The organism is Rugamonas aquatica, assembly GCF_009380215.1.
Lineage (GTDB): Bacteria > Pseudomonadota > Gammaproteobacteria > Burkholderiales > Burkholderiaceae_D > Rugamonas > Rugamonas aquatica_B.
Window position 1 is genome coordinate 16,892 of record NZ_WHUG01000023.1, and the last position, 18,668, is coordinate 35,559.

The 18,668-nt window shown below is 65.9% G+C and carries 17 protein-coding genes; 6 read left to right on the forward strand and 11 right to left on the reverse strand.

Features of this window, described 5'->3' with window-relative positions; genetic code table 11:
• Positions 1 to 62: 62 nt before the first annotated feature.
• The 3 genes from rpoZ to GEV02_RS31130 form a co-directional block, all read right to left on the reverse strand.
• Positions 63 to 266: a DNA-directed RNA polymerase subunit omega gene (gene rpoZ / locus GEV02_RS31120; protein ID WP_008451304.1), complete on the reverse strand. Its 204-nt coding sequence runs from the start codon at positions 264 to 266 to the stop codon at positions 63 to 65.
• Positions 267 to 290: 24 nt separating this feature from the next.
• Positions 291 to 929, reverse strand: coding sequence for a guanylate kinase (gene gmk / locus GEV02_RS31125; RefSeq protein ID WP_152841682.1), 639 nt, complete (start codon positions 927 to 929; stop codon positions 291 to 293).
• 83 nt (positions 930 to 1,012) lie between these two features.
• Entirely contained in the window at positions 1,013 to 1,756 is a 744-nt protein-coding gene (locus GEV02_RS31130; protein WP_152841683.1) for a DUF72 domain-containing protein, read from the reverse strand.
• 112 nt (positions 1,757 to 1,868) lie between these two features.
• Here GEV02_RS31130 and GEV02_RS31135 point away from each other — a divergent pair, with 112 nt between their 5' ends.
• Positions 1,869 to 2,156: a putative quinol monooxygenase gene (locus GEV02_RS31135; protein ID WP_152841684.1), complete on the forward strand. Its 288-nt coding sequence runs from the start codon at positions 1,869 to 1,871 to the stop codon at positions 2,154 to 2,156.
• 19 nt (positions 2,157 to 2,175) lie between these two features.
• Here GEV02_RS31135 and GEV02_RS31140 read toward each other — a convergent pair whose 3' ends face one another.
• Positions 2,176 to 3,066 carry a YicC/YloC family endoribonuclease gene (locus GEV02_RS31140; RefSeq protein ID WP_152841714.1) on the reverse strand — a complete coding sequence of 297 codons (891 nt, stop codon included), beginning with the start codon at positions 3,064 to 3,066 and terminating at the stop codon, positions 2,176 to 2,178.
• Between the two features lie 88 nt (positions 3,067 to 3,154).
• Between GEV02_RS31140 and GEV02_RS31145 the strand changes: the two genes are divergently transcribed.
• Genes GEV02_RS31145 through rph form a run of 3 tightly spaced genes read left to right on the forward strand, consistent with a single transcriptional unit; the run spans position 3,155 to position 5,928 of the window.
• On the forward strand, positions 3,155 to 4,177 hold the full coding sequence (locus GEV02_RS31145) for a serine/threonine protein kinase (protein WP_152841685.1): 1,023 nt from the start codon (positions 3,155 to 3,157) through the stop codon (positions 4,175 to 4,177).
• Between the two features lie 18 nt (positions 4,178 to 4,195).
• A complete protein-coding gene (locus tag GEV02_RS31150; RefSeq protein WP_152841686.1) occupies positions 4,196 to 5,176 on the forward strand; it encodes a PP2C family protein-serine/threonine phosphatase in 981 nt (326 codons plus the stop codon).
• 23 nt (positions 5,177 to 5,199) lie between these two features.
• Positions 5,200 to 5,928, forward strand: coding sequence for a ribonuclease PH (gene rph, locus GEV02_RS31155; RefSeq protein WP_070270481.1), 729 nt, complete (start codon positions 5,200 to 5,202; stop codon positions 5,926 to 5,928).
• 7 nt (positions 5,929 to 5,935) lie between these two features.
• Here rph and GEV02_RS31160 read toward each other — a convergent pair whose 3' ends face one another.
• Complete coding sequence (locus tag GEV02_RS31160) at positions 5,936 to 6,523, reverse strand: hypothetical protein (RefSeq protein WP_152841687.1); 588 nt, start codon at positions 6,521 to 6,523, stop codon at positions 5,936 to 5,938.
• A 236-nt stretch (positions 6,524 to 6,759) separates the two neighbouring features.
• Between GEV02_RS31160 and rdgB the strand changes: the two genes are divergently transcribed.
• On the forward strand, positions 6,760 to 7,344 hold the full coding sequence (rdgB, locus tag GEV02_RS31165) for an RdgB/HAM1 family non-canonical purine NTP pyrophosphatase (RefSeq protein WP_152802380.1): 585 nt from the start codon (positions 6,760 to 6,762) through the stop codon (positions 7,342 to 7,344).
• On the forward strand, positions 7,341 to 8,600 hold the full coding sequence (hemW, locus tag GEV02_RS31170; protein WP_152841688.1) for a radical SAM family heme chaperone HemW: 1,260 nt from the start codon (positions 7,341 to 7,343) through the stop codon (positions 8,598 to 8,600). The genes rdgB and hemW overlap by 4 nt, the downstream gene beginning before the upstream one ends.
• Here the strand turns inward: hemW and GEV02_RS31175 are convergent.
• The 6 genes from GEV02_RS31175 to tal all read right to left on the reverse strand — a co-directional run bounded on the left by GEV02_RS31175 (position 8,597) and on the right by tal (position 18,610).
• Positions 8,597 to 10,351: a methyl-accepting chemotaxis protein gene (locus tag GEV02_RS31175; RefSeq protein WP_152841689.1), complete on the reverse strand. Its 1,755-nt coding sequence runs from the start codon at positions 10,349 to 10,351 to the stop codon at positions 8,597 to 8,599. The genes hemW and GEV02_RS31175 overlap by 4 nt on opposite strands.
• Positions 10,352 to 10,474: 123 nt before the next feature.
• A complete protein-coding gene (locus GEV02_RS31180) occupies positions 10,475 to 11,560 on the reverse strand; it encodes a patatin-like phospholipase family protein (protein WP_152841690.1) in 1,086 nt (361 codons plus the stop codon).
• 100 nt (positions 11,561 to 11,660) lie between these two features.
• The gene (locus tag GEV02_RS31185; RefSeq protein WP_152841715.1) at positions 11,661 to 13,145 is read right to left on the reverse strand and encodes an efflux transporter outer membrane subunit; all 1,485 of its coding nucleotides are present in this window, start codon (positions 13,143 to 13,145) and stop codon (positions 11,661 to 11,663) included.
• Positions 13,138 to 16,290 (reverse strand): efflux RND transporter permease subunit, encoded by a 3,153-nt coding sequence (locus GEV02_RS31190; RefSeq protein ID WP_152841691.1) that lies wholly within the window; start codon positions 16,288 to 16,290, stop codon positions 13,138 to 13,140. The genes GEV02_RS31185 and GEV02_RS31190 overlap by 8 nt, the downstream gene beginning before the upstream one ends.
• Positions 16,291 to 16,305: 15 nt before the next feature.
• Complete coding sequence (locus tag GEV02_RS31195) at positions 16,306 to 17,496, reverse strand: efflux RND transporter periplasmic adaptor subunit (RefSeq protein WP_152841692.1); 1,191 nt, start codon at positions 17,494 to 17,496, stop codon at positions 16,306 to 16,308.
• 178 nt (positions 17,497 to 17,674) lie between these two features.
• Entirely contained in the window at positions 17,675 to 18,610 is a 936-nt protein-coding gene (gene tal, locus GEV02_RS31200; protein ID WP_152841693.1) for a transaldolase, read from the reverse strand.
• Between the last annotated feature and the right edge of the window lie 58 nt (positions 18,611 to 18,668).

Consider the following 18,668-nt stretch of genomic DNA (forward strand, 5'->3'; position numbering starts at 1 on the left):
AGGATATCCCATACTACTGCTAAACCGCACCATTCACATTGTTCGGGAACGCTGGGCCCAACTTACATTGGGACCTTTTTCAACATTTCCAGACCGACTTTGCCGGCGGCGATTTCACGCAGGGCGACGACGGTCGGCTTGTCCTTGGCTTCCACTTTCGGGGTGTGGCCTTGCAGCAGTTGGCGGGCGCGGTAGGTCGCGGCCAGGGTCAGCTGGAAACGGTTAGGGATAGTTTTCAAACAATCTTCAATAGTAATGCGGGCCATCTTAACTCCTAAAATCTTGTGTAATTATTCAGCGTGGATACCCAGTTGGGCAAAGAGCGAGGCGTTGCGCGCCGCTTGTTGCGCAAACCGGCAACGGGCCGCTCTGACAATCGCCGTCAGTTCCGACAGGGCGACTGCAAATTCTTCGTTGATGATAGCATACTCGAACTCGGGAGCGTGGGCGATTTCGCCGCCCGCCGCCAGCAGCCGGCGCGTGATCACATGGGGGGCGTCGGTGGCGCGTTTTTTCAGGCGTTCTTCCAGCGCGTCGATCGACGGCGGCAGGATGAAAATGCCGGCCGCTTGCGGGAACTGCTTCTTCACCTGGCGCGCGCCCTGCCAGTCGATTTCCAGCAGGATGTCGGTGCCGGTCTTCATCTGTTCTTCCACCATGATGCGCGAGGTGCCGTAGTAATTGCCGTGCACTTCGGCCCACTCCAAGAACTCGCCGGCGTCGGCGCGCTTGACGAAATCTTCGGCGGTGGTGAAGTAGTATTCCTTGCCGTGGGTCTCGCCCGGACGCGGCGCGCGGGTGGTGGTGGAAATCGACAGCTTGATGGTCGGTTCCTGCGCCAGCAGCGCGTTGACCAGCGTGGACTTGCCGGCGCCCGAAGGCGCGACGACCATGAACAGGCTGCCTGCGAATGAGTTGGTTGAGCTCATGTCTCTCTTTCGAAAACGTCAGCGGGCGAACAACTGCATCGCCCAAAGACGTATTTTACCAAGAGCAAGCACTTGCATCCAATTTACAGCAGTGCGAGCAAGTGCAGGGCGGCGGCCGGCGCGCGCTCCTTGGCGCCGTTGATGAAGTAGACGTAGGCGTCGCCGGACTTGGCGCCTTGCTGCCATTGGTGCGCTTGCGCGGCCCACTGTTTCAGTTCGGCCCTGGTGTAGCCGGTGTCCAGTTCGCTGCGGGCGTTCATCAGGCGCGCGTAGACGAACTCGCCGGTGATCTCGGTGACGTTGGGATACTTGGGCGAGTCGGTGATGACGGTGGCGATCTTGTGCTTGCGCGCCAGTTGGTAATACTCGTCGCACAGGAAGCTGGGGTGGCGGGCGTCAAGCACATGGCGCAGCTTGCGCGTGCCGAGTTTGGTTGGCAGCAGCTGGAAGAAGGCTTGCAGGTCGTCGGGATCGAACTGCTTGGTGGCGGCCAGCTGCCACAGGATGGGGCCGAGTTTGCCGCCCAGTTCATCGAGGCCGCTGCCCATGAAGCGGGCTATGGATTCGCCGGCTTCGGCCAGCACCTTGCGGTTGGTGGCGAAGCGGCTGGCCTTGACCGAGAACACGAAGTCGTCCGGCGTCTGCGCGGCCCAGGAGGCGAAGTGCTCGGGCTTGGCGGTGCGGTAGAAGGTGCCGTTGATTTCGATGCTGGTCACCTGGCGGCTGGCGTATTCCAGCGCCTTTTTCTGCGGCGTGCCCTTGGGGTAGAACGTCTCGCGCCACGGCGCGAAATCCCAGCCGCCTATGCCGACCCTGACACTTGCCATGCGCCTCTCCCCGAAAGTCGATGCGGAGATGATAACGGTTTTTGGTGGCCGGGGCTTTTCCTTTCGCCTGCCGCCCCCATCATGGAGGTTTCCGTTCACTCCAGGAGTTCTCATGCAAGATCTGATCGTCGTTGCCACCCTGACCGCCAAGCCTGGCCACGAAGCGATGCTCAAGGCCGCGCTGGAGCGCATCGTGCCGCTCAGCCGCGCCGAGGATGGCTGCATCCGCTATGACCTGCACGCCGACCTGGCCAACCCGGCCAGCTTCGTCATGCTCGAAGCCTGGCGCGACGCCGACGCGCTGGCGCGGCACGAAGCCACGCCGCACTTTCATGAGTTGCTCAAGACGGTCGGCGGGCTGGTGGAGGTGCAGGTCGTCAAGCTGAATCAGTTGCTGTAGTCACGGCCCCGCGCGGGCTTTACTCCAGGTTCTGCACCTGTTCGCGCATCTGCTCGATCAGCAGCTTGAGTTCCATCGACGCATCGGCCAGTTCCTTGACCGACGCCTTGGCGCCCAGCGTGTTGGCTTCGCGGTTCAGTTCCTGCATCATGAAGTCCAGGCGCTTGCCGACCTGGCCGCCTTTTTTCAGGATGTGGCGGGTTTCGGTCAGGTGGGCCGACAGCCGGCCCAGCTCTTCGGCCACGTCGATGCGGATGCCGTACAGGATCACTTCCTGGCGGATGCGCTCCAGCGCGTCCTGACGCGACAGCGCCGAATTCGAACCCTGGCAGGCCAGCCCCAGCGCGTCCTGCATGCGCTCGACGGCTTTCTGCTGGAAGGCCGCCACCACCTGCGGGATCAGCGGCGTGATGCGCTTGACGATCACTTCCATCGCCTCGATGCGCGAGGTCAGCATCGCTTCCAGCGCCGCGCCTTCGCGCTGGCGGCTGACGACGAAGGCTTGCACCGTGCGCGCGGTCAGCGCGGCGACGTCGGCCTGCAGCGATTCCTGGCCGATCTGGGCTTCCTCGATCACGCCGGGCCAGCGCAGCAGCTCGGCCACCGACATGGTCAGCGCGGCCGGGAAATGGCCGCTCACTTCCGCCTGCAAGCGTTGTAATTCGGTCAAAAGCGGCAGATTCAGCGCCTGCGAACCGGCGGTGGCCGCCTTGCGGCCAAAGCTCAGGCGCAATTCCACCTTGCCGCGGGTGATCGCCGCCATGATTGCCGAGCGCAAATCGGGTTCAAGCGCTCGTAAATCGTCGTTTATTCGAAACTGCAAATCTAAAAACCGCGAGTTGACACTCTTGATTTCGATAGTCAGTGTTCCCGCCGCACTTTCACTGGTGGCGACCGCGTAGCCCGTCATGCTGGAAATGCTCAATGGATGTCCCCGATTTAATCTTTACAAAACAGTGATTTATCCACACAATCCGGTTGTTGAGGCGAGGAACTCTATGGCTGCACAAAACAATGCCCCGTTGCCAGATGGTCTGGAAATTGCTGGATATCGCATTGTAAAGAAAATTGCGTCCGGTGGGTTCAGTATTGTTTACCTCGCGTACGACGGCGACGGCGTGGCGGTGGCCATCAAGGAGTATTTGCCCAGTTCCCTGGCCCTGCGCCAGGAGGGCGAACTGGTGCCAGCCATCGCGAAAGCGCATCTGCCGGTGTTCCGCATCGGCCTCAAGTGCTTCTTCGAGGAGGGCCGGGCGCTGGCCCGCATCTCCCATCCGAATGTTGTAAGCGTGCTCAATTTCTTCCGCGCCAACGACACCGTCTACATGGTGATGGCCTACGAATCGGGCCATTCCCTGCAAGAACACATACAACGCCAGCGCAGCAAGGGCAGCAAAGTGGGCGAAGCCTTCATCCGCACCATCTTCCTGCAGGTGCTCAAGGGCCTGCGCGAGGTGCACGCCAACAAGCTGCTGCACCTGGACCTGAAACCGGCCAATATCTATCTGCGCACCGACGGCACGCCGATGCTGCTGGACTTCGGCGCCGCCCGCCAGACCGTCAATAACGACATGCCGACGCTGACGCCGATGTACACTCCCGGCTTCGCCCCGCCGGAACTGTACGCCAAGACCGGCGGCCTGGGGCCGTGGTCGGACGTGTACAGCATCGGCGCGGCCATGTTCGCCTGCATGGTCGGTTCGCCGCCGCAGCCGGCCGACCAGCGCAAGACCGAGGACAAGATGGCCGGCCATTTCGACAAGCTGGCCGGCCAGTACACGCCGGAGCTGGTCGCCATGGTGCGCTGGTGCCTGGCGCTGGACCCGCTGGAACGCCCGCAAAGCCTGTTCGCGCTGCAGAAGGTGCTGCAGGCCGCGCCGGCCGCCGCGCCCACGCCGCCGCCGGCGCCGCAGGGCGTGATCGACCGGCTGGGCGACGGCCTGCGCGGCCTGGTCGGCCGGCTGGGCGGCCTGGGCAAGCACAAAGCCAAGGCCAAGGCCGGACCCGATACGCTGATTTAACTGACAAAAGGCTCATCCATGCAATTCTCCGTGTATCAGGAAAGCCACATCGGCGGCCGCAAGGTCAACCAGGACCGCATGGGCTACAGCTTCACCCGCGACGCGCTGCTGCTGGTGCTGGCCGACGGCATGGGCGGCCACCTGCGCGGCGAGATCGCCGCCACCGTCGCGCTGCAAACCATCTCGGCGCTGTTCCAGCAGCAGGCCACGCCGTACGTGAAAAAGCCGCAGCGCTTCCTGGAAGAGGCGCTGCTGACGGCGCACCGCGACATCCACCAGTACCGCGCCGACCACGGCCTGACGGAGACGCCGCGCACCACCATCGTCGCCTGCCTGATCCAGCACAACACGGCGACCTGGGCGCACTGCGGCGACTCGCGCCTGTACTGGATGCGCGACGGCCAGATCCTGGCGCGCACGCGCGACCACTCGCACGTGGAAAGCCTGATCGCCAAGGGCCTGGCGCAGCCGTCCGAGCGCGCCACCCATCCCGACCGCAACAAGCTGTACAACTGCCTCGGCGCCGACAGCCTGCCGAAGGTGGACATCTCGGCCGGCGGCGGCATGCTGCCGGGCGACCTGATGCTGTTGTGCTCGGACGGTTTGTGGTCTATGCTGCCGGACGACGACATGGTGCGGCGCCTGCAGAGCCAGACCGTGGTGCGCGCCGTGCCCGATCTGCTGCAGGCGGCGCTGGCCGCGGCCGGCGACGCCAGCGACAACGTCACGGCGCTGGCCATCATGTGGCAAGGCAGCTCCTTGATCGACGGCGTGGGCGCCAGCACGCTCGCGGCGGCCGAACAGTCGACCGTGGTGTCGACCGAAGCGCTGCCGCAGGGCTTGCACAGCACCACGATCAACAGCGCGCCGGTGCCGGAGCAGGCCGCCGCGCCGGCGCCGCAAGCCGACGCCGTCGACGCCTTCGACGACGATGAAATCGAGAAGGCCATCGCCGAGATCCGCGGCGCCATCGAAAAATCCTCCCAAATACTGAAATAACATTGAAATAAGGAATACTGTTTATGACATTTGAATCCCGTCCGAGCGGCCGCGCCGTCGATGCGCTGCGCACCCTGCGTCTGACCCGCGACTACACCAAGCACGCCGAAGGCTCGGTGCTGATCGAATGCGGCGACACCAAGGTGATCTGCACCGCCAGCATCGAAGACAAGGTGCCGGGCTTCCTGAAGGGCAAGGGCCAGGGCTGGATGACGGCCGAATACGGCATGCTGCCGCGTTCGACCCACACCCGCATGGACCGCGAAGCGGCGCGCGGCAAACAGTCCGGCCGCACGCAGGAGATCCAGCGCCTGATCGGCCGTTCGCTGCGCGCGGCGTTCGACCTGGAAGCGTTCGGCGAGCGCACCTTGCATCTCGACTGCGACGTGATCCAGGCCGACGGTGGCACCCGCACGGCGTCCATCACCGGCGCGATGGTGGCGGCGTATGACGCGTTCTCCAAGCTGGTGGCGCGCGGCGCGGTGCCGGCGATTCCGCTGAAAAGCTTTGTGGCGGCGATTTCGGTCGGCGTCTACCAAGGCATGCCGGTGCTGGATCTGGACTACATCGAGGATTCCGGCTGCGACACCGACATGAACGTGGTGATGAACGACGCCGGCCACTTCATCGAAGTGCAGGGCACGGCCGAAGGCGCGGCCTTCGACCGCGCCGGCATGAACCGCCTGCTGGACCTGGCCCAGGGCGGCATCGCCGACCTGATCAAGCTGCAGAAGCAGGCGCTGGGTTTGTAACGCGGGCTTAGTGGTCGTCGGTCAGCGTGTCGTCGGCGCGCCGATGTTTCGGCAGGCGGCGCTCGGACATGGTCTTGGTCTGATGGTCTACGTGCTCAATCAACATCAGGGCGGCGTTCAACGCGTCGCTCATCGTTTTGACGGCGGCGGTCATCGCCGTGGCCGGCGAGGGTTGCGGCAAGGCTGCTTGCCGCTCCAGCTTGGCGCGCAGCAGTGCCGCGTTCGCCCAGTTGCGCTCTCCGGGCAGGCGTAACCACAGGTCGCGCCAGGCGTTGCGGCCATCGCCTGCAATTTCCATCGTCATCTGGCGCGGCGACACGGCTTTGCCACGAAAGATCAATTCGTCACCGACGACCTCGGCGTGATGGTAGTCGTCGCGGTATTTCATGCGTACGCGCGTGGCTTCCGGCAGGAACAGGCATTTCCATTGATAGCCGCGCACCGGGGCCGCCAGGGTGCGGCCGGCGGCGATCCACTGCTTGAGCGCGCTGACGATCGCCTCGGCGGGTGATAAGGTGCTGCCGCTTTGACGCAAATAATCAAGCAGCTCGGTATATGCGGCTGGTGGCACTGCGCAGATGCTTGGGGCATTCATACTCGTTCTCCTTCCTTGTTGTGTCCTGTTTTGTCTCGTTCTGTCTCGTTAGACCCGCTGCACTGCACAAAGTTCAAACGGGACGAAACGAGACAGAACGAGACAAGCAAACGAGTAACGATGCCCCAAGGGCCGTTCGGGGGGAGGGGGTATGCATGTCCTCCCGGCCGTGGTCGGCTGGGTTGCGGGCAAAAGGTTTACAATGGCGGCTTCACCGCCACATGCAGCCCAACACCATGACCCAACGCCTGATCCTCGCCTCGAACAACGCCGGCAAACTCAAAGAATTCAACGAACTGCTGTCCACCGTGGGCTTTTCCGTCCACGCCCAGGGCGAGTACGACGTGCCCGAGGCCGACGAGCCGTTCCACACCTTCGTTGAAAACGCCCTGCAGAAAGCCCGCCACGCCTCGCGCCTGACCGGGCTGCCGGCGTTGGCCGACGATTCCGGCGTCTGCGTCAACGCCCTGGGCGGCGCGCCCGGCGTGTACTCGGCGCGCTTTGCCGGCGAGCCGAAGTCGGACGCCCGCAACAACGAGAAAATGATCGCCGACCTGGCCGCCCATGCCGACAAGTCCGCGTACTACTACTGCGTGCTGGTGTTCGTGCGCCACGCCGACGACCCGCAACCGGTCATCGCCGACGGCCGCTGGAACGGCGAAATGATCGCCACCCCGCGCGGCAACGGCGGCTTCGGCTACGACCCGCACTTCTACATCCCGGCACTGGGCAAATGCGCCGCCGAGCTGACCGCCGATGAAAAGAACGCCTTGTCGCACCGCGGCCAGGCCCTGCGCGCGCTGGTAGAGAAACTGAAATGATCCCGATTAAAATCGTCGGCGCCACCAGCAAGGCAGCCAAGCCGGCCACCGACATCAGCGAAGCGGCCGGCGTCGCCGCCAAATACTTGCAGGCCGGTTCGCTGAACCTGCAGGCGCTGCCGCCGCTGTCGCTGTACATCCACTTCCCGTGGTGCGTGAAGAAGTGCCCTTACTGCGACTTCAACTCGCACGAAGCCAAGGACGGCCACACCTTCCCCGAACAGGAATACCTGGACGCGCTGCGCACCGACCTGGAAATGGCGCTGCCGCTGATCTGGGGCAGAAAGATTTATACGATATTCATCGGCGGCGGCACGCCCAGCCTGATGTCGGCCGCAGGGCTGGACCGCCTGCTGTCGGACGTGCGCACCTTGCTGCCGCTGGACAGCGACTGCGAGATCACGATGGAGGCCAATCCCGGCACCTTCGAGGCCGAGAAGTTCAAGTCCTACCGCGCCAGCGGCATCAACCGCCTGTCGATCGGCATCCAGAGTTTCAACAGCCGCCACCTGAAGGCGCTGGGCCGCATCCATGACGACAATGAAGCCAAACGCGCGGTGGAAATCGCGCAGGCCAACTTCGACAACTTCAATCTCGACCTGATGTACGCGCTGCCGTCGCAGACGCTGGAGGAAGCGCGCCACGACGTCGAAACCGCGATGGCCTTCCAGCCGCCGCACCTGTCGCTGTACCACCTGACGATGGAGCCGAACACGCTGTTCGCCAAGTACCCGCCGGCGCTGCCGGACGACGACGCCAGCGCCGACATGCAGGACTTGATCGCCGAGCTGACCGCCGCCAACGGCTACGGCCAGTACGAGGTGTCGGCCTATGCGAAGGAGGGCCATCGCGCCCGCCACAACCTGAATTATTGGGAATTCGGCGACTACCTCGGCATCGGCGCCGGCGCGCACTCCAAGCTGTCGTTCCCGCACCGCATACTGCGCCAGGCGCGCTACAAGCAGCCCAAGGCTTATATGGAACAGGTGCGTCTGGGCGCGCCGGTGCAGGACGAGTATGAGATCGGCCGCGACGACATGGGCTTCGAGTTCATGCTCAACACGCTGCGCCTGCACGGCGGCTTCGACCCCAACCTGTTCAGCGAGCGCACGGGCTTAAGCCTGAACGCGATCGAGCAGCAGTTGAACGCGGCCGAAGCCAAGGGCCTGCTCTACCGCGACTACAAGCTGATCAAGCCGACCGAGCTGGGCCAGCGTTTCCTCAACGATCTGCAGCAGATGTTCCTCAAGGGTTAGAACTCTTCCCAGTCCTTGTCGCCGCCGACGGTGGCGGGCTTGCTGGCCGACCGCGAGGCTGCCGGTGCCGCCGTTGCTGGCGCCGCATTGCGCAGGGCCGGCGCCGGGGCCGGACGGGCAGGGCGTGCCGCCGGCAGCGCCGCCGACGCCCGCGCAGGGGCCGACCGCGACGGCGCGGCCAGCGCCGGCTGCCGTACCTCATCCCCCAGTTTGAACGACGACGCCACATCGGCCAGGCGCGCCGCCTGCTCCTGCATGCTGGCCGCCGCCGCCGCCGATTGCTCGACCAGGGCCGCGTTCTGCTGCGTCACCTCGTCCATCTGGCCGATGGCGATGTTGATCTGGTCGATGCCCAGGCTTTGCTCGGTGCTGGCCGAGGTGATCTCGCCCATGATGTCGGTGACGCGGCGCACGCTGGCCACCACGTCGCCCATGGTGGTGCCGGCCTGCTGCACCAGCCTGGCGCCGATGTCGACCTGTTCGACCGAATTGCCGATCAACTCCTTGATCTCCTTGGCCGCCGCAGCCGACCGCTGCGCCAGATTGCGCACCTCGGAAGCCACCACCGCGAAGCCGCGTCCCTGCTCGCCAGCGCGCGCCGCCTCCACCGCCGCATTCAGCGCCAGGATATTGGTCTGGAAGGCGATGCCGTCGATGACGCCGATGATGTCGACGATCTTGCGCGCCGACGTGTTGATCGAGCCCATGGTGTCGACCACCTGGCCGACGATGGTGCCGCCGCGCTCGGCCACGTCGGACGCGGCCTGGGCCAGCTGGTTGGCCTGCTTGGCGTTTTCGGCGTTCTGCTTGACGGTGGACGTCAGCTCCTCCATCGATGACGCGGTTTCCTCCAGCGAGCTGGCCTGCTCCTCTGTGCGCGACGACAGGTCCATATTGCCGGCGGCGATTTCATTGGACGCGGTGGCGATGGTGGTGGTGCCGCTCTGCACCTGGCTGACCACATTGCGCAGCGCATCGTTCATGCCTTTCAAGGCGGTCATCAGGTCGCCGATCTCGCATTTGGTGGTGTCGGCGTCGAAGCGGGTGGTCAGGTCGCCGTTGGCGACGGTGGCGGCGATGTCCACCGCCGACTTCAGCGGCACCGTGATCGAACGCGAGATCACCCACGCCGCCAGCGAACCTATCGTCACCATCAGCGCGGCCAGCACCATCAGCAGCGTGTTGCTGCGGTCGTTGGCGGCGTCGATCGCGTGGGCGGTGTCGTCGATGGCCTTGCGCTGCAAGGTCAGCAGCGCCTGCACCTTGTTCTGGTAGGCCGTGGCCGCCGGCATGAAGACATCCTTGTACAGTTTTTCCGCCTCCTCGGCGCTGCCGGCCTTCTTGGCGTTCATGATGTCGGTCTTGGCCTTCTGGTAGGTGGCGCGCAGGGCCGCGGAGGCGTCGAACACGGCCTTTTCCTCGTCGCTGGCCAGCAGCTCCTTGAGTTTGCCTATCAGTTCGCCGCCGCGCTTGGTGCTGTCGGCGATGACGTCGGCGAACGTGGTCGACAGCGTATCGTCGCTGCTGCGGGCGATCAGCGCGGTGCGCGCCACGGCCGAGTAGATCAGCACGTACCAGTCGGAGGCCAGGCGCTCCTTGGCCAGCGGTTTTTCCATCATGTGGCGGGTGGCCTCGGCGTTGGCGCGGGCGTTGTACAGCGCCACCGAGGTGGCGAAGATGGCGAGCAGCAGGACGATGGCGAAGCCGACGGCGAGGCGGGTACCGATGCGCAGATGAGCCAGAAAGTTCATGATGTCACTCCGATGGAAGCGGCTGTGCGCGCCGGGCGGCGCGGCTTGCAGGGTTCAAGTATGCACCCGTGGCCCGGCGGCGGTCATGAAACTTCGGATGATTCCGTTGCTTTTTTGAAACAATCAGAAGGCGGCGGCCAGGCCCAGGTCGGGCCGTTCGCACCAGCGGGCGAAGGCTTCGGCCAGGCGTTCGCTTTCGGCGATGGCGCGGGTCCAGTCGCGGGTGCGGGCGGCGTGGTCCTGGCCGTAGAACTTGAAGTCGCGGCGGTCCGGCAGCTTGCCGTTGGGCAGGCTGGCGACGAAGGCGGGCGACGGCGACACCAGGATCACATTGTCCAGCGCGGGATCGCCGCCGCGGGCGCCGGCGCGGCGCCACGGCATGGCCTTGTCCAGCCAGCCGGGCACGATGTAGTCGCTGAAGTGCGGATACAGCACCAGGCCGGGATCGCGCTGGTAGGGCAGGTGCAGGTGGTAGTCGATCAGGCCGCCGTCCCAGTAGGCGCCGTCCGGGGCGCCGGCGATGGCGGAGACGGCGTCGAGCACCAGCGGGATCGAGCCCGAGGCCAGCAGGGCGTCGCGCAGGTTGGCCGGCTGCAGGCCGACGAAGTGGGCGGCGAAGGCGTCGAAGGGCTGGCGCAGCCAGCCGGCGTCGTCGGCCGCGTGGTGGAAGACCACGCGTTCCATCGAGGCGGCCAGGTGGCGGCGCGCGACGGTGTTGCTGGCGGCCGCGCGCAGGAAACCGGCCATCTCGCGCCAGCGCTGGCCGCCGGTGCGGCCGAGCGGGCCGACGCCGCGTACCGTCAGCACCGACAGGTGGTGCTCGGGATGGCTGAGCGCTTCGGCGGCGCGGCCGTCGAGCAGTTCGTCGAGCAGGGCGCGGCAGGTCTGGCTGACGTAGGCGGGCGTGACCTTGGCGGGGTAGCGCTGGGCGGCGTACAGGCGGGCCAGGCGTTTGTGGGCGGCAACCGGATCGTCGAAGGTGGACGCGGCCATGCGCCAGGCGCCGATGGAGGCGCCGACCAGGCGGCGCCGGCGCGGCGCGGCCTGCAGCCAGCCGCCGAACATCCAGCAATCGAGGCCGTGCAGGATCAGGCCCTTGGGGCCGCCGGCGGCGGCCGGCACGATGGCGATATCGGCCGCCTGCACACCCTCGGCGGCAATACGCTGCCGGGCGCGCGCGCCCAGGCGGATGGTGATCGGAGAAGTCATGGTTGATAATCCGCGAGTCATTCCCGCGCAGGCGGGAATCAATACTGAGCTTGCGACGGATACGTTGTATGGGTTCCCGCCTGCGCGGGAACGACGGTGGTTATTTTAAGCCGCCGCCGAGGGCGCGGTACAGGTCGATGGCGCTGGTGGTGCGCAGCAGGCGGGCTTGCACCAGCGCCTGCTGGGCGCTGAACAGCTCGCGCTGGGCGTCCAGCACGTCCAGCGAGCTGGCGACGCCGTTGTCCTGGCGCAGTTGCAGCAGCTTCAGGCGGTCGGCCTGCGCTTCCTGCACTGCGCGCTGTGCCGATACCTGTTCGCCCAGATAGTCGCGTGCGGCCAAGGCGTCGGCTACTTCGCGGAAGGCGGTCTGGATGGCTTTCTCGTAGTCGGCCACGGCGATGTTCTTGCGCACTTCGGCCAGGCCCAGGTTGGCGCGGTTGCGGCCGGCGTCGAAGATCGGCAGCGTCAGCTGCGGTGCGAACGACCAGCTGCCCGAGCCGCCGTCAAACAGGCCGCTCAACGACGGGCTGCTGCTGCCCAGCGCGGCCGTCAGGCTGATGCGCGGGAAGAAGGCGGCGCGCGCGGCGCCGATGTTGGCGTTGGCCGAGATCAGCCGCTGCTCGGCGGCGCGCAGGTCGGGACGGCGGGCCAGCAGGTCCGACGGCAAGCCGGCCGGCAGCGCGCTCAGGTCGTCGATCTGGCGGTCGCTGGGCATGGCGCCTGCGGTACCGGCCGCGCCGGCATTGGCGCCCGCGCCGCTGGCGGGCTGGCCGACCAGCAGCGTCAATGCGTTGTCGGCCTGTGCGCGCTGGCGTGCCAGCGTCAGCGCGGCGGCGCGGGCGGTTTCCATCAGCGTCTCGCTGGAGCGCAGGTCCAGGCGCGACGAGGCGCCCACTTCGGCGCGCTGCTGCGTCAACTTGTAGGTGCGCGCGCGGGCGTCGTAGGTCTGCTGCGCCAGCGAGTACTGCTCGGCGTAGGCGCGCTCGGTGTAATAGGCTTGCGCCACCTGCGCCACCAGGCTGATTTGCGCCGCCTGGCGCGCTTCGCTGGTCGCCAGGTAGGCCGCCAGCGCCGCATCGTTCAGGCTTTTCACGCGGCCGAAGAAATCCAGCTCGAAAGCGGAAATCGCCAGCCCGGCGTCATAGCGCTTGCCGATCGTGGTCTGCCCGCTGGGCGACAGGAAGGCCGGCGTCTTGGCCTTGGTGACGGCCGCATTGGCGTTCAGATTGGGCAGACGGTCGGCCGACTGGATGTCGTACTGCGCGCGCGCCTCCTCGATGCGCAGCGCGGCGGTGCGCAGGTCGCGGTTGTTCTCCAGCGCGGCGCCGATCAGCTGCTGCAGGCGCGGATCGGCGAAGTAATCGCGCCAGCCGGTATCGACCGCATCGCGGGCGCCGGCCGCCAACGGCAGCGGCACGCTGGTGCGGGCTGCGGCGCCAGCGGTATCAAGCGGGAAGGCCGCAGCCACCGGCGCGGCCGGGCGCTGGTAGGTCGGCGCCATCGAGCAGGCCGACAGCAGGGCCGCCGCCAATACGGCCAGGGGCAGGGCAGGCTTGTGGACAAACTTGCGGGCAAACTTAGTCATAGGTTTCATGGTTCTTATCGTTCAGTTCATGTGCGGCCAGTTTGCGCTGGCGTTCGCTGCCCTTGAAGATCTTGCGTATCACGACGAAGAACACCGGCACCAGGAATACCGCCAGCACGGTGGCGGTAATCATCCCGCCCATCACGCCGGTACCGATGGCGCGCTGGCTGGCCGAACCCGCGCCGGTGGCGATCACCAGCGGCAGCACGCCGAGGATGAAGGCCAGCGAGGTCATGATGATGGGACGGAAGCGCAGATGCACCGCCTCCAGCGTCGCTTCGATCAGGCCCTTGCCCTGCGCCTGCAAGTCCTTGGCGAATTCGATAATCAGGATCGCGTTCTTGGCCGACAGGCCGATGATGGCGATCAGGCCGACCTTGAAGTACACATCGTTCGGCAGCCCGCGCAGGCTGGCGCCCAGCAGCGCGCCCAGCACGCCGAGCGGCACCACCAGCAGCACCGCCACCGGGATCGATTCGCTTTCATACAGCGCCGCCAGCACCAGGAAGGCGGCCAGCAGCGACAGCGCGAACAGCATCGGCGCCTGCGAGCCGGAGGTCTTCTCTTCCAGCGACTGGCCGGTCCATTCGATGCTGAAGCCTGGCGGCAGCTGCGCCGCCAGGCGCTCCAGTTCGTCCATCGCCTCGCCGGTCGAGCGGCCTGGCGCGGCGTCGCCGGTCAGCTTGATGGCGGGGTAGCCGTTGTAGCGCACCAGCTGCACCGGACCTTGTATCCAGTGCGACTTGGCGAACGAGGAGAACGGCACCATCGTGCCGCTGGCGCTGCGCACGTTGAGCTGCATGATGTCTTCCGGTTGCAGGCGGCGCGGCGCGTCGGCCTGCACGATCACGCGCTGCTGGCGCCCGCTGCTGGCGAAGTCGTTGACGTAGGACGAGCCGAGCGCGGTCGACATCATCGAATTGATGTCGGCGAAGCTCACGCCCAGCGCATTGGCCTTCTCGCGGTCGATATCCACTTGCAGCTGCGGCGAATCTTCCAGACCTTCCGGACGCAGGCCCTTGAGGATGGCGCTCTTGCCGGCCATGCCGAGCAGCTGGTTGCGCGCCGCGATCAGCGCGTCGTGACCGAGCGCGCTGCGGTCCTGCAGGCGCGCGGTGATGCCGGTGGCGTTACCCAGTTCGCGGATCGGCGGCGGCGACAGCGGGAAGATCACCGCGTCGGCGATGCCGGACAGCGCGCCGAACGCGCGCTGCGCAATCGCCTGCGCCGATTCCTCGGGGCCGCGTTCCTTCCAGTCTTTCAGCGGAATGAACACCAAGCCGGCGTTCTGGCCGTTGCCGGAGAAGCTGAAGCCCGCCACCGCGATGGTGCGGGCCACGCCCGGCTGCTTGCGGAAGTAGGCGTCGGCCTGCGCCAGCACGGCCTGCGTGCGGCTGGTCGACGCGCCGGCCGGCAGCTGCACGTTGGCGATCAAATAGCCCTGGTCTTCGTTCGGCAGGAAGGACGACGGCAGGCGCGCATACAGCCAGCCCACCACGCCGCAGATCAGCGCGAACACCACCAGATAACGGCCGGTGCGCTTTATCATCTTGGCGATCACGCCCTGGTAGCCGGTGGCCGTCACCGCGAACTTGCGGTTGAACCAGCCGAAGAAGCCTTTCTTCTCGTGGTGATGGCCGGCTTCCACCGGTTTCAAAATGGTGGCGCACAGCGCCGGCGTCAGCGTCAGCGCCATCAGCGCCGAGAACAGCATGGCCGACACCATCGCCAGCGAGAACTGGCGGTAGATGGCGCCGACCGCGCCGCCGAAGAAGGCCATCGGAATGAACACGGCGATCAGCACCAGCGTGATGCCGATGATGGCACCGGTGATCTGGCCCATCGCCTTGCGGGTGGCGTCGCGCGGCGACAGGCCTTCCTCGCTCATAATGCGCTCGACGTTTTCCACCACCACGATGGCGTCGTCGACCAGGATGCCGATGGCCAGCACCATGCCGAACATGGTCAGCACGTTGATCGAGAAGCCGAACAGCTGCATCGCGGCGAAAGTGCCCATCAGCGCCACCGGCACCACGATGGTCGGGATCAGCGTGTAGCGGAAGTTTTGCAGGAACAGGTACATCACCAGGAACACCAGCACCACCGCTTCAAGCAGGGTCTTGACCACTTCCTCGATGGAGATCTTGACGAACAGCGAGGTGTCGTAAGGGATGGTGTACTTCACGCCGGGCGGGAAGTATTTCGCCAGCTGGTCCATCTTCTCGCGCACAGCGGTCGCCGTTTGCAGCGCGTTACCGGTCAGCGACAGCTGCACCGCGATGGCGGCGAACGGCGCGCCGTTCAGGCGGGCGTTGATGTTGAAGTTGGCGCCGCCCATTTCGATGCGCGCCACATCCTTGAGCCGCACCAGCGAGCCGTTGGGATTCGCGCGCAGCACGATCTGGCCGAATTCGGTGGTGGACGACAGCTGGCCCGTGACCACGATGGGCGCGGAGAAGGTCTGTTTGGCGGGGCTGGGCAGGTCGCCCAGCGTACCCGATGTGACCTGGGCGTTCTGCGCGCGGATGGCGGCGGTGACGTCGGCCATGTTCATCTTCAGGCCGATCAACTTGGCCGGGTCGACCCAGATGCGCATCGCCCGTTCGGTGCCGAACAACTGCGCCTGGCCCACGCCCGGTATGCGCTTGACCTCGTTGACCACGTTGCGCGCCATGTAGTCGCCAAGGCCGGTCGGATCGAGGCGGCCGTCGGTCGAGGTCAGGCCGACGAACATCAGGATGTTGGAGCGGGCCTTGTTGACCTGCACGCCCTGCTGCGTGACGGCGGCCGGCAGGCGCGATTCCACGCGCTTGATGCGGTTCTGCACATCGACCGCCGCCAGGTCCGGATTGGTGCCGGGGACGAAGGTGACGGTGATGGTGACGGCGCCACTGGCCTCACTGGACGATTCAACGTATTGCAGGCCGTCGGCCCCGTTCATCTCCTGTTCGATCACGCTGGTGACGGCGTCGTCCAGCACCTGCGCGGTGGCGCCGGGATAGTTGGCCGTCACCACGATCGATGGCGGCGCGATGGTCGGGTATTGCGACACGGGCAGCACCGTGATCGCCAGCATCCCGCCCAGCAAAATGAATAATGCGATCACCCACGCAAACACGGGGCGGTCGATGAAAAACTTGGCCATCAGGACTCCCCGGGGTTATTTGGCGGAAGCCGCAGCTGCGGCCGGAGCGGCGGCGGGCGCCGTGCCCACCGGGCCTTTCCACGGCTGCGGATTGACGGTGGCGCCGGGCTTGGCCTTCTGGAAGCCTTCCACCACGATGCGCTCGCCGCCTTTGAGGCCGGAGCTGACCACCCAGTTCTGGCCGTCGTTGGCGGTGGCCGTCACCGGCTGCGCGATCACCTTGTTGTCGGCGCCGACGATCAGCACCGACGAGCCCTCGGGGCTGCGCACCACGGCCTGTTGCGGCACGCTGATGGCCGCTTCGCTGACGCCTTGCTCCAGGCGGGCGCGCACATACATGCCGGGGAGCAGGGTGCGGTTAGGATTGGGGAATTCGGCGCGCATCGCCACCGCGCCGGTGCTCTCGTCCACCGACACGTCGGAGAACAGCAGGCGGCCGGCTTGCGGATAGGCCTGGCCGTCTTCCGTCACCAGCGTCACGCGCGCCTCGTTCTTGCTGGCGCCTTTGAGCTTGCCCTCGGCCAGCGCGCGCTGCAGCTTCAGCAGCTCGGTCGACGACTGGGTGATGGTGACGTAGATCGGGTCCAGCGTCTGCACCGTGGCCATCGGCGTCGCTTCGCCCTGGCCGACCAGCGCGCCTTCGGTCACCAGCGCGCGGCCGATGCGGCCGGAGATCGGCGACGTCACGGTGGCGTAGCCCAGCGTCAGGCTGGCGTTGGTGCGCGCGGCCTTGGACGTGGCCAGGTCGGCGGCGGCCTGCTTCTGCGCGGTGACGGCGTCGTCGTATTCCTGCTGGCTGACGGCTTGCGCGGCCAACAACGGTTTATATCGTTTTACCTTTAAATCGGCCTGGGCCAGGTTGGCCTCGGCCTTGGCGACGGCCGCCTGGGCGCTGTCGTAGGACGCCTGGAACTGGGCCGGATCGATGCGGAACAGCACCTCGCCCGCCTTGACGTCGCCGCCTTCCTTGAACACGCGCTGCAGCACGATGCCGGCGGTGCGCGCGCGCACCTGCGCGATGCGCGACGCTTCCGTGCGGCCCGGCAGTTCGGTGCTCAGCGTGAGGGCGGCGGGAGCGACGGTGATGACGGCGACGGTGGCGGGCGGCGGAGCGGCGGGGGGCGCGGCTTTGTCGCCGCAGGCAGTCAACAGGGATAAGGCAAAAACGGCGGAGGCAATGGCGGTATTACGAGGGACTGATCTCATGGATGGGTCTCGTGAAAGGAGGTATGTATCGAGCTTGGTCAGCCATGCTGGGTCGCTGGCTAAGGTCGCAACATTGTAATACAGCCAGTAATGTAACGTTTTGTATAGGTCAAAGGCGAAAAAAGCGGGGACGCAGCCTGCGCCGCGTCCCCGCCTCGGTGTGCCGTCGCGCGCCGGATCAGCGCATGCCGGAGATGATTTGCTTCAGTTTGCCGGAGTCGGCGCAGAAGGCGCGGATGCCTTCGCCCAGCTTTTCCGACGCCATCTGGTCTTCGTTGAGCTGGAAGCGGAAGGTCTTCTCATCCTGCGACAGCTTGATGATGCCGGCGCCCGGGGCGCTGTCGGCGCTGAGCTTGCGCTCGACCGGGGCGTCGCTGTCGGCCAGCTGCTGCAGCAGGTCCGGGCTGATGGTCAGCAGGTCGCAGCCGGCCAGTTCCAGGATCTGGCCGGTGTTGCGGAAGCTCGCGCCCATCACCTCGGTCTTGTAGCCGAACTTGCGGTAGTAGTTGTAGATGCGCTTGACCGACTGCACGCCCGGATCTTCGGCGCCGACGTAGTCGATGCCGGCGGTCTTCTTGTACCAGTCGTAGATGCGGCCGACGAACGGCGAGATCAGCTGGGCGCCCGCTTCGGCGCAGGCGATCGCCTGGCCCAGCGAGAACAGCAGCGTCATATTGCAGCGGATGCCTTCTTTTTCCAGGATCTCGGCGGCGCGGATGCCTTCCCAGGTGGCGGCCATCTTGATCAGCACGCGCTCGCGCTCGATGCCGGCTTTTTCGTACAGCTTGATGAGCTCGCGGCCCTTGGCCACCGAGCCCTCGACGTCGAACGACAGGCGGGCGTCGATCTCGGTCGACACGCGGCCCGGGATGATGCGCAGGATCTGCTTGCCGAAGGCGATCAGCAGATGGTCGATGGTCTCGGCGATCGAGTTGTCGAGGTTGTCGCGCACGGCTTTTTCCAGCAGCGGCTTGTATTCGTCTTTTTGCACCGCCTTCAGGATCAGCGAAGGATTGGTGGTGGCGTCGCGCGGGGTGTAGGCCTGGATGGATTGGAAGTCGCCGGTATCGGCCACTACGGTGGTGAATTTCTTGAGCTGTTCGAGCTGGTTCATGTGCGCTGCCAATCAGTTGAGGGGGTATGGTTGTCTTATTGTACTCAACCGTGAAGAA

Excerpts from the sequence above, each read along its gene's own strand:
- hemW (WP_152841688.1), top strand. The coding sequence starts at position 7,341 with ATGATCCCGATTAAAATCGTCGGCGCCACCAGCAAGGCAGCCAAGCCG.
- GEV02_RS31145 (WP_152841685.1), top strand. The coding sequence starts at position 3,155 with ATGGCTGCACAAAACAATGCCCCGTTGCCAGATGGTCTGGAAATTGCT.
- GEV02_RS31175 (WP_152841689.1), bottom strand. The coding sequence starts at position 10,351 with ATGAACTTTCTGGCTCATCTGCGCATCGGTACCCGCCTCGCCGTCGGC.
- tal (WP_152841693.1), bottom strand. The coding sequence starts at position 18,610 with ATGAACCAGCTCGAACAGCTCAAGAAATTCACCACCGTAGTGGCCGAT.
- gmk (WP_152841682.1), bottom strand. The coding sequence starts at position 929 with ATGAGCTCAACCAACTCATTCGCAGGCAGCCTGTTCATGGTCGTCGCG.
- GEV02_RS31150 (WP_152841686.1), top strand. The coding sequence starts at position 4,196 with ATGCAATTCTCCGTGTATCAGGAAAGCCACATCGGCGGCCGCAAGGTC.
- rph (WP_070270481.1), top strand. The coding sequence starts at position 5,200 with ATGACATTTGAATCCCGTCCGAGCGGCCGCGCCGTCGATGCGCTGCGC.
- GEV02_RS31130 (WP_152841683.1), bottom strand. The coding sequence starts at position 1,756 with ATGGCAAGTGTCAGGGTCGGCATAGGCGGCTGGGATTTCGCGCCGTGG.
- GEV02_RS31160 (WP_152841687.1), bottom strand. The coding sequence starts at position 6,523 with ATGAATGCCCCAAGCATCTGCGCAGTGCCACCAGCCGCATATACCGAG.
- GEV02_RS31190 (WP_152841691.1), bottom strand. The coding sequence starts at position 16,290 with ATGGCCAAGTTTTTCATCGACCGCCCCGTGTTTGCGTGGGTGATCGCA.
- GEV02_RS31185 (WP_152841715.1), bottom strand. The coding sequence starts at position 13,145 with ATGACTAAGTTTGCCCGCAAGTTTGTCCACAAGCCTGCCCTGCCCCTG.
- rdgB (WP_152802380.1), top strand. The coding sequence starts at position 6,760 with ATGACCCAACGCCTGATCCTCGCCTCGAACAACGCCGGCAAACTCAAA.
- GEV02_RS31135 (WP_152841684.1), top strand. The coding sequence starts at position 1,869 with ATGCAAGATCTGATCGTCGTTGCCACCCTGACCGCCAAGCCTGGCCAC.
- GEV02_RS31180 (WP_152841690.1), bottom strand. The coding sequence starts at position 11,560 with ATGACTTCTCCGATCACCATCCGCCTGGGCGCGCGCGCCCGGCAGCGT.
- rpoZ (WP_008451304.1), bottom strand. The coding sequence starts at position 266 with ATGGCCCGCATTACTATTGAAGATTGTTTGAAAACTATCCCTAACCGT.
- GEV02_RS31140 (WP_152841714.1), bottom strand. The coding sequence starts at position 3,066 with ATGACGGGCTACGCGGTCGCCACCAGTGAAAGTGCGGCGGGAACACTG.
- GEV02_RS31195 (WP_152841692.1), bottom strand. The coding sequence starts at position 17,496 with ATGAGATCAGTCCCTCGTAATACCGCCATTGCCTCCGCCGTTTTTGCC.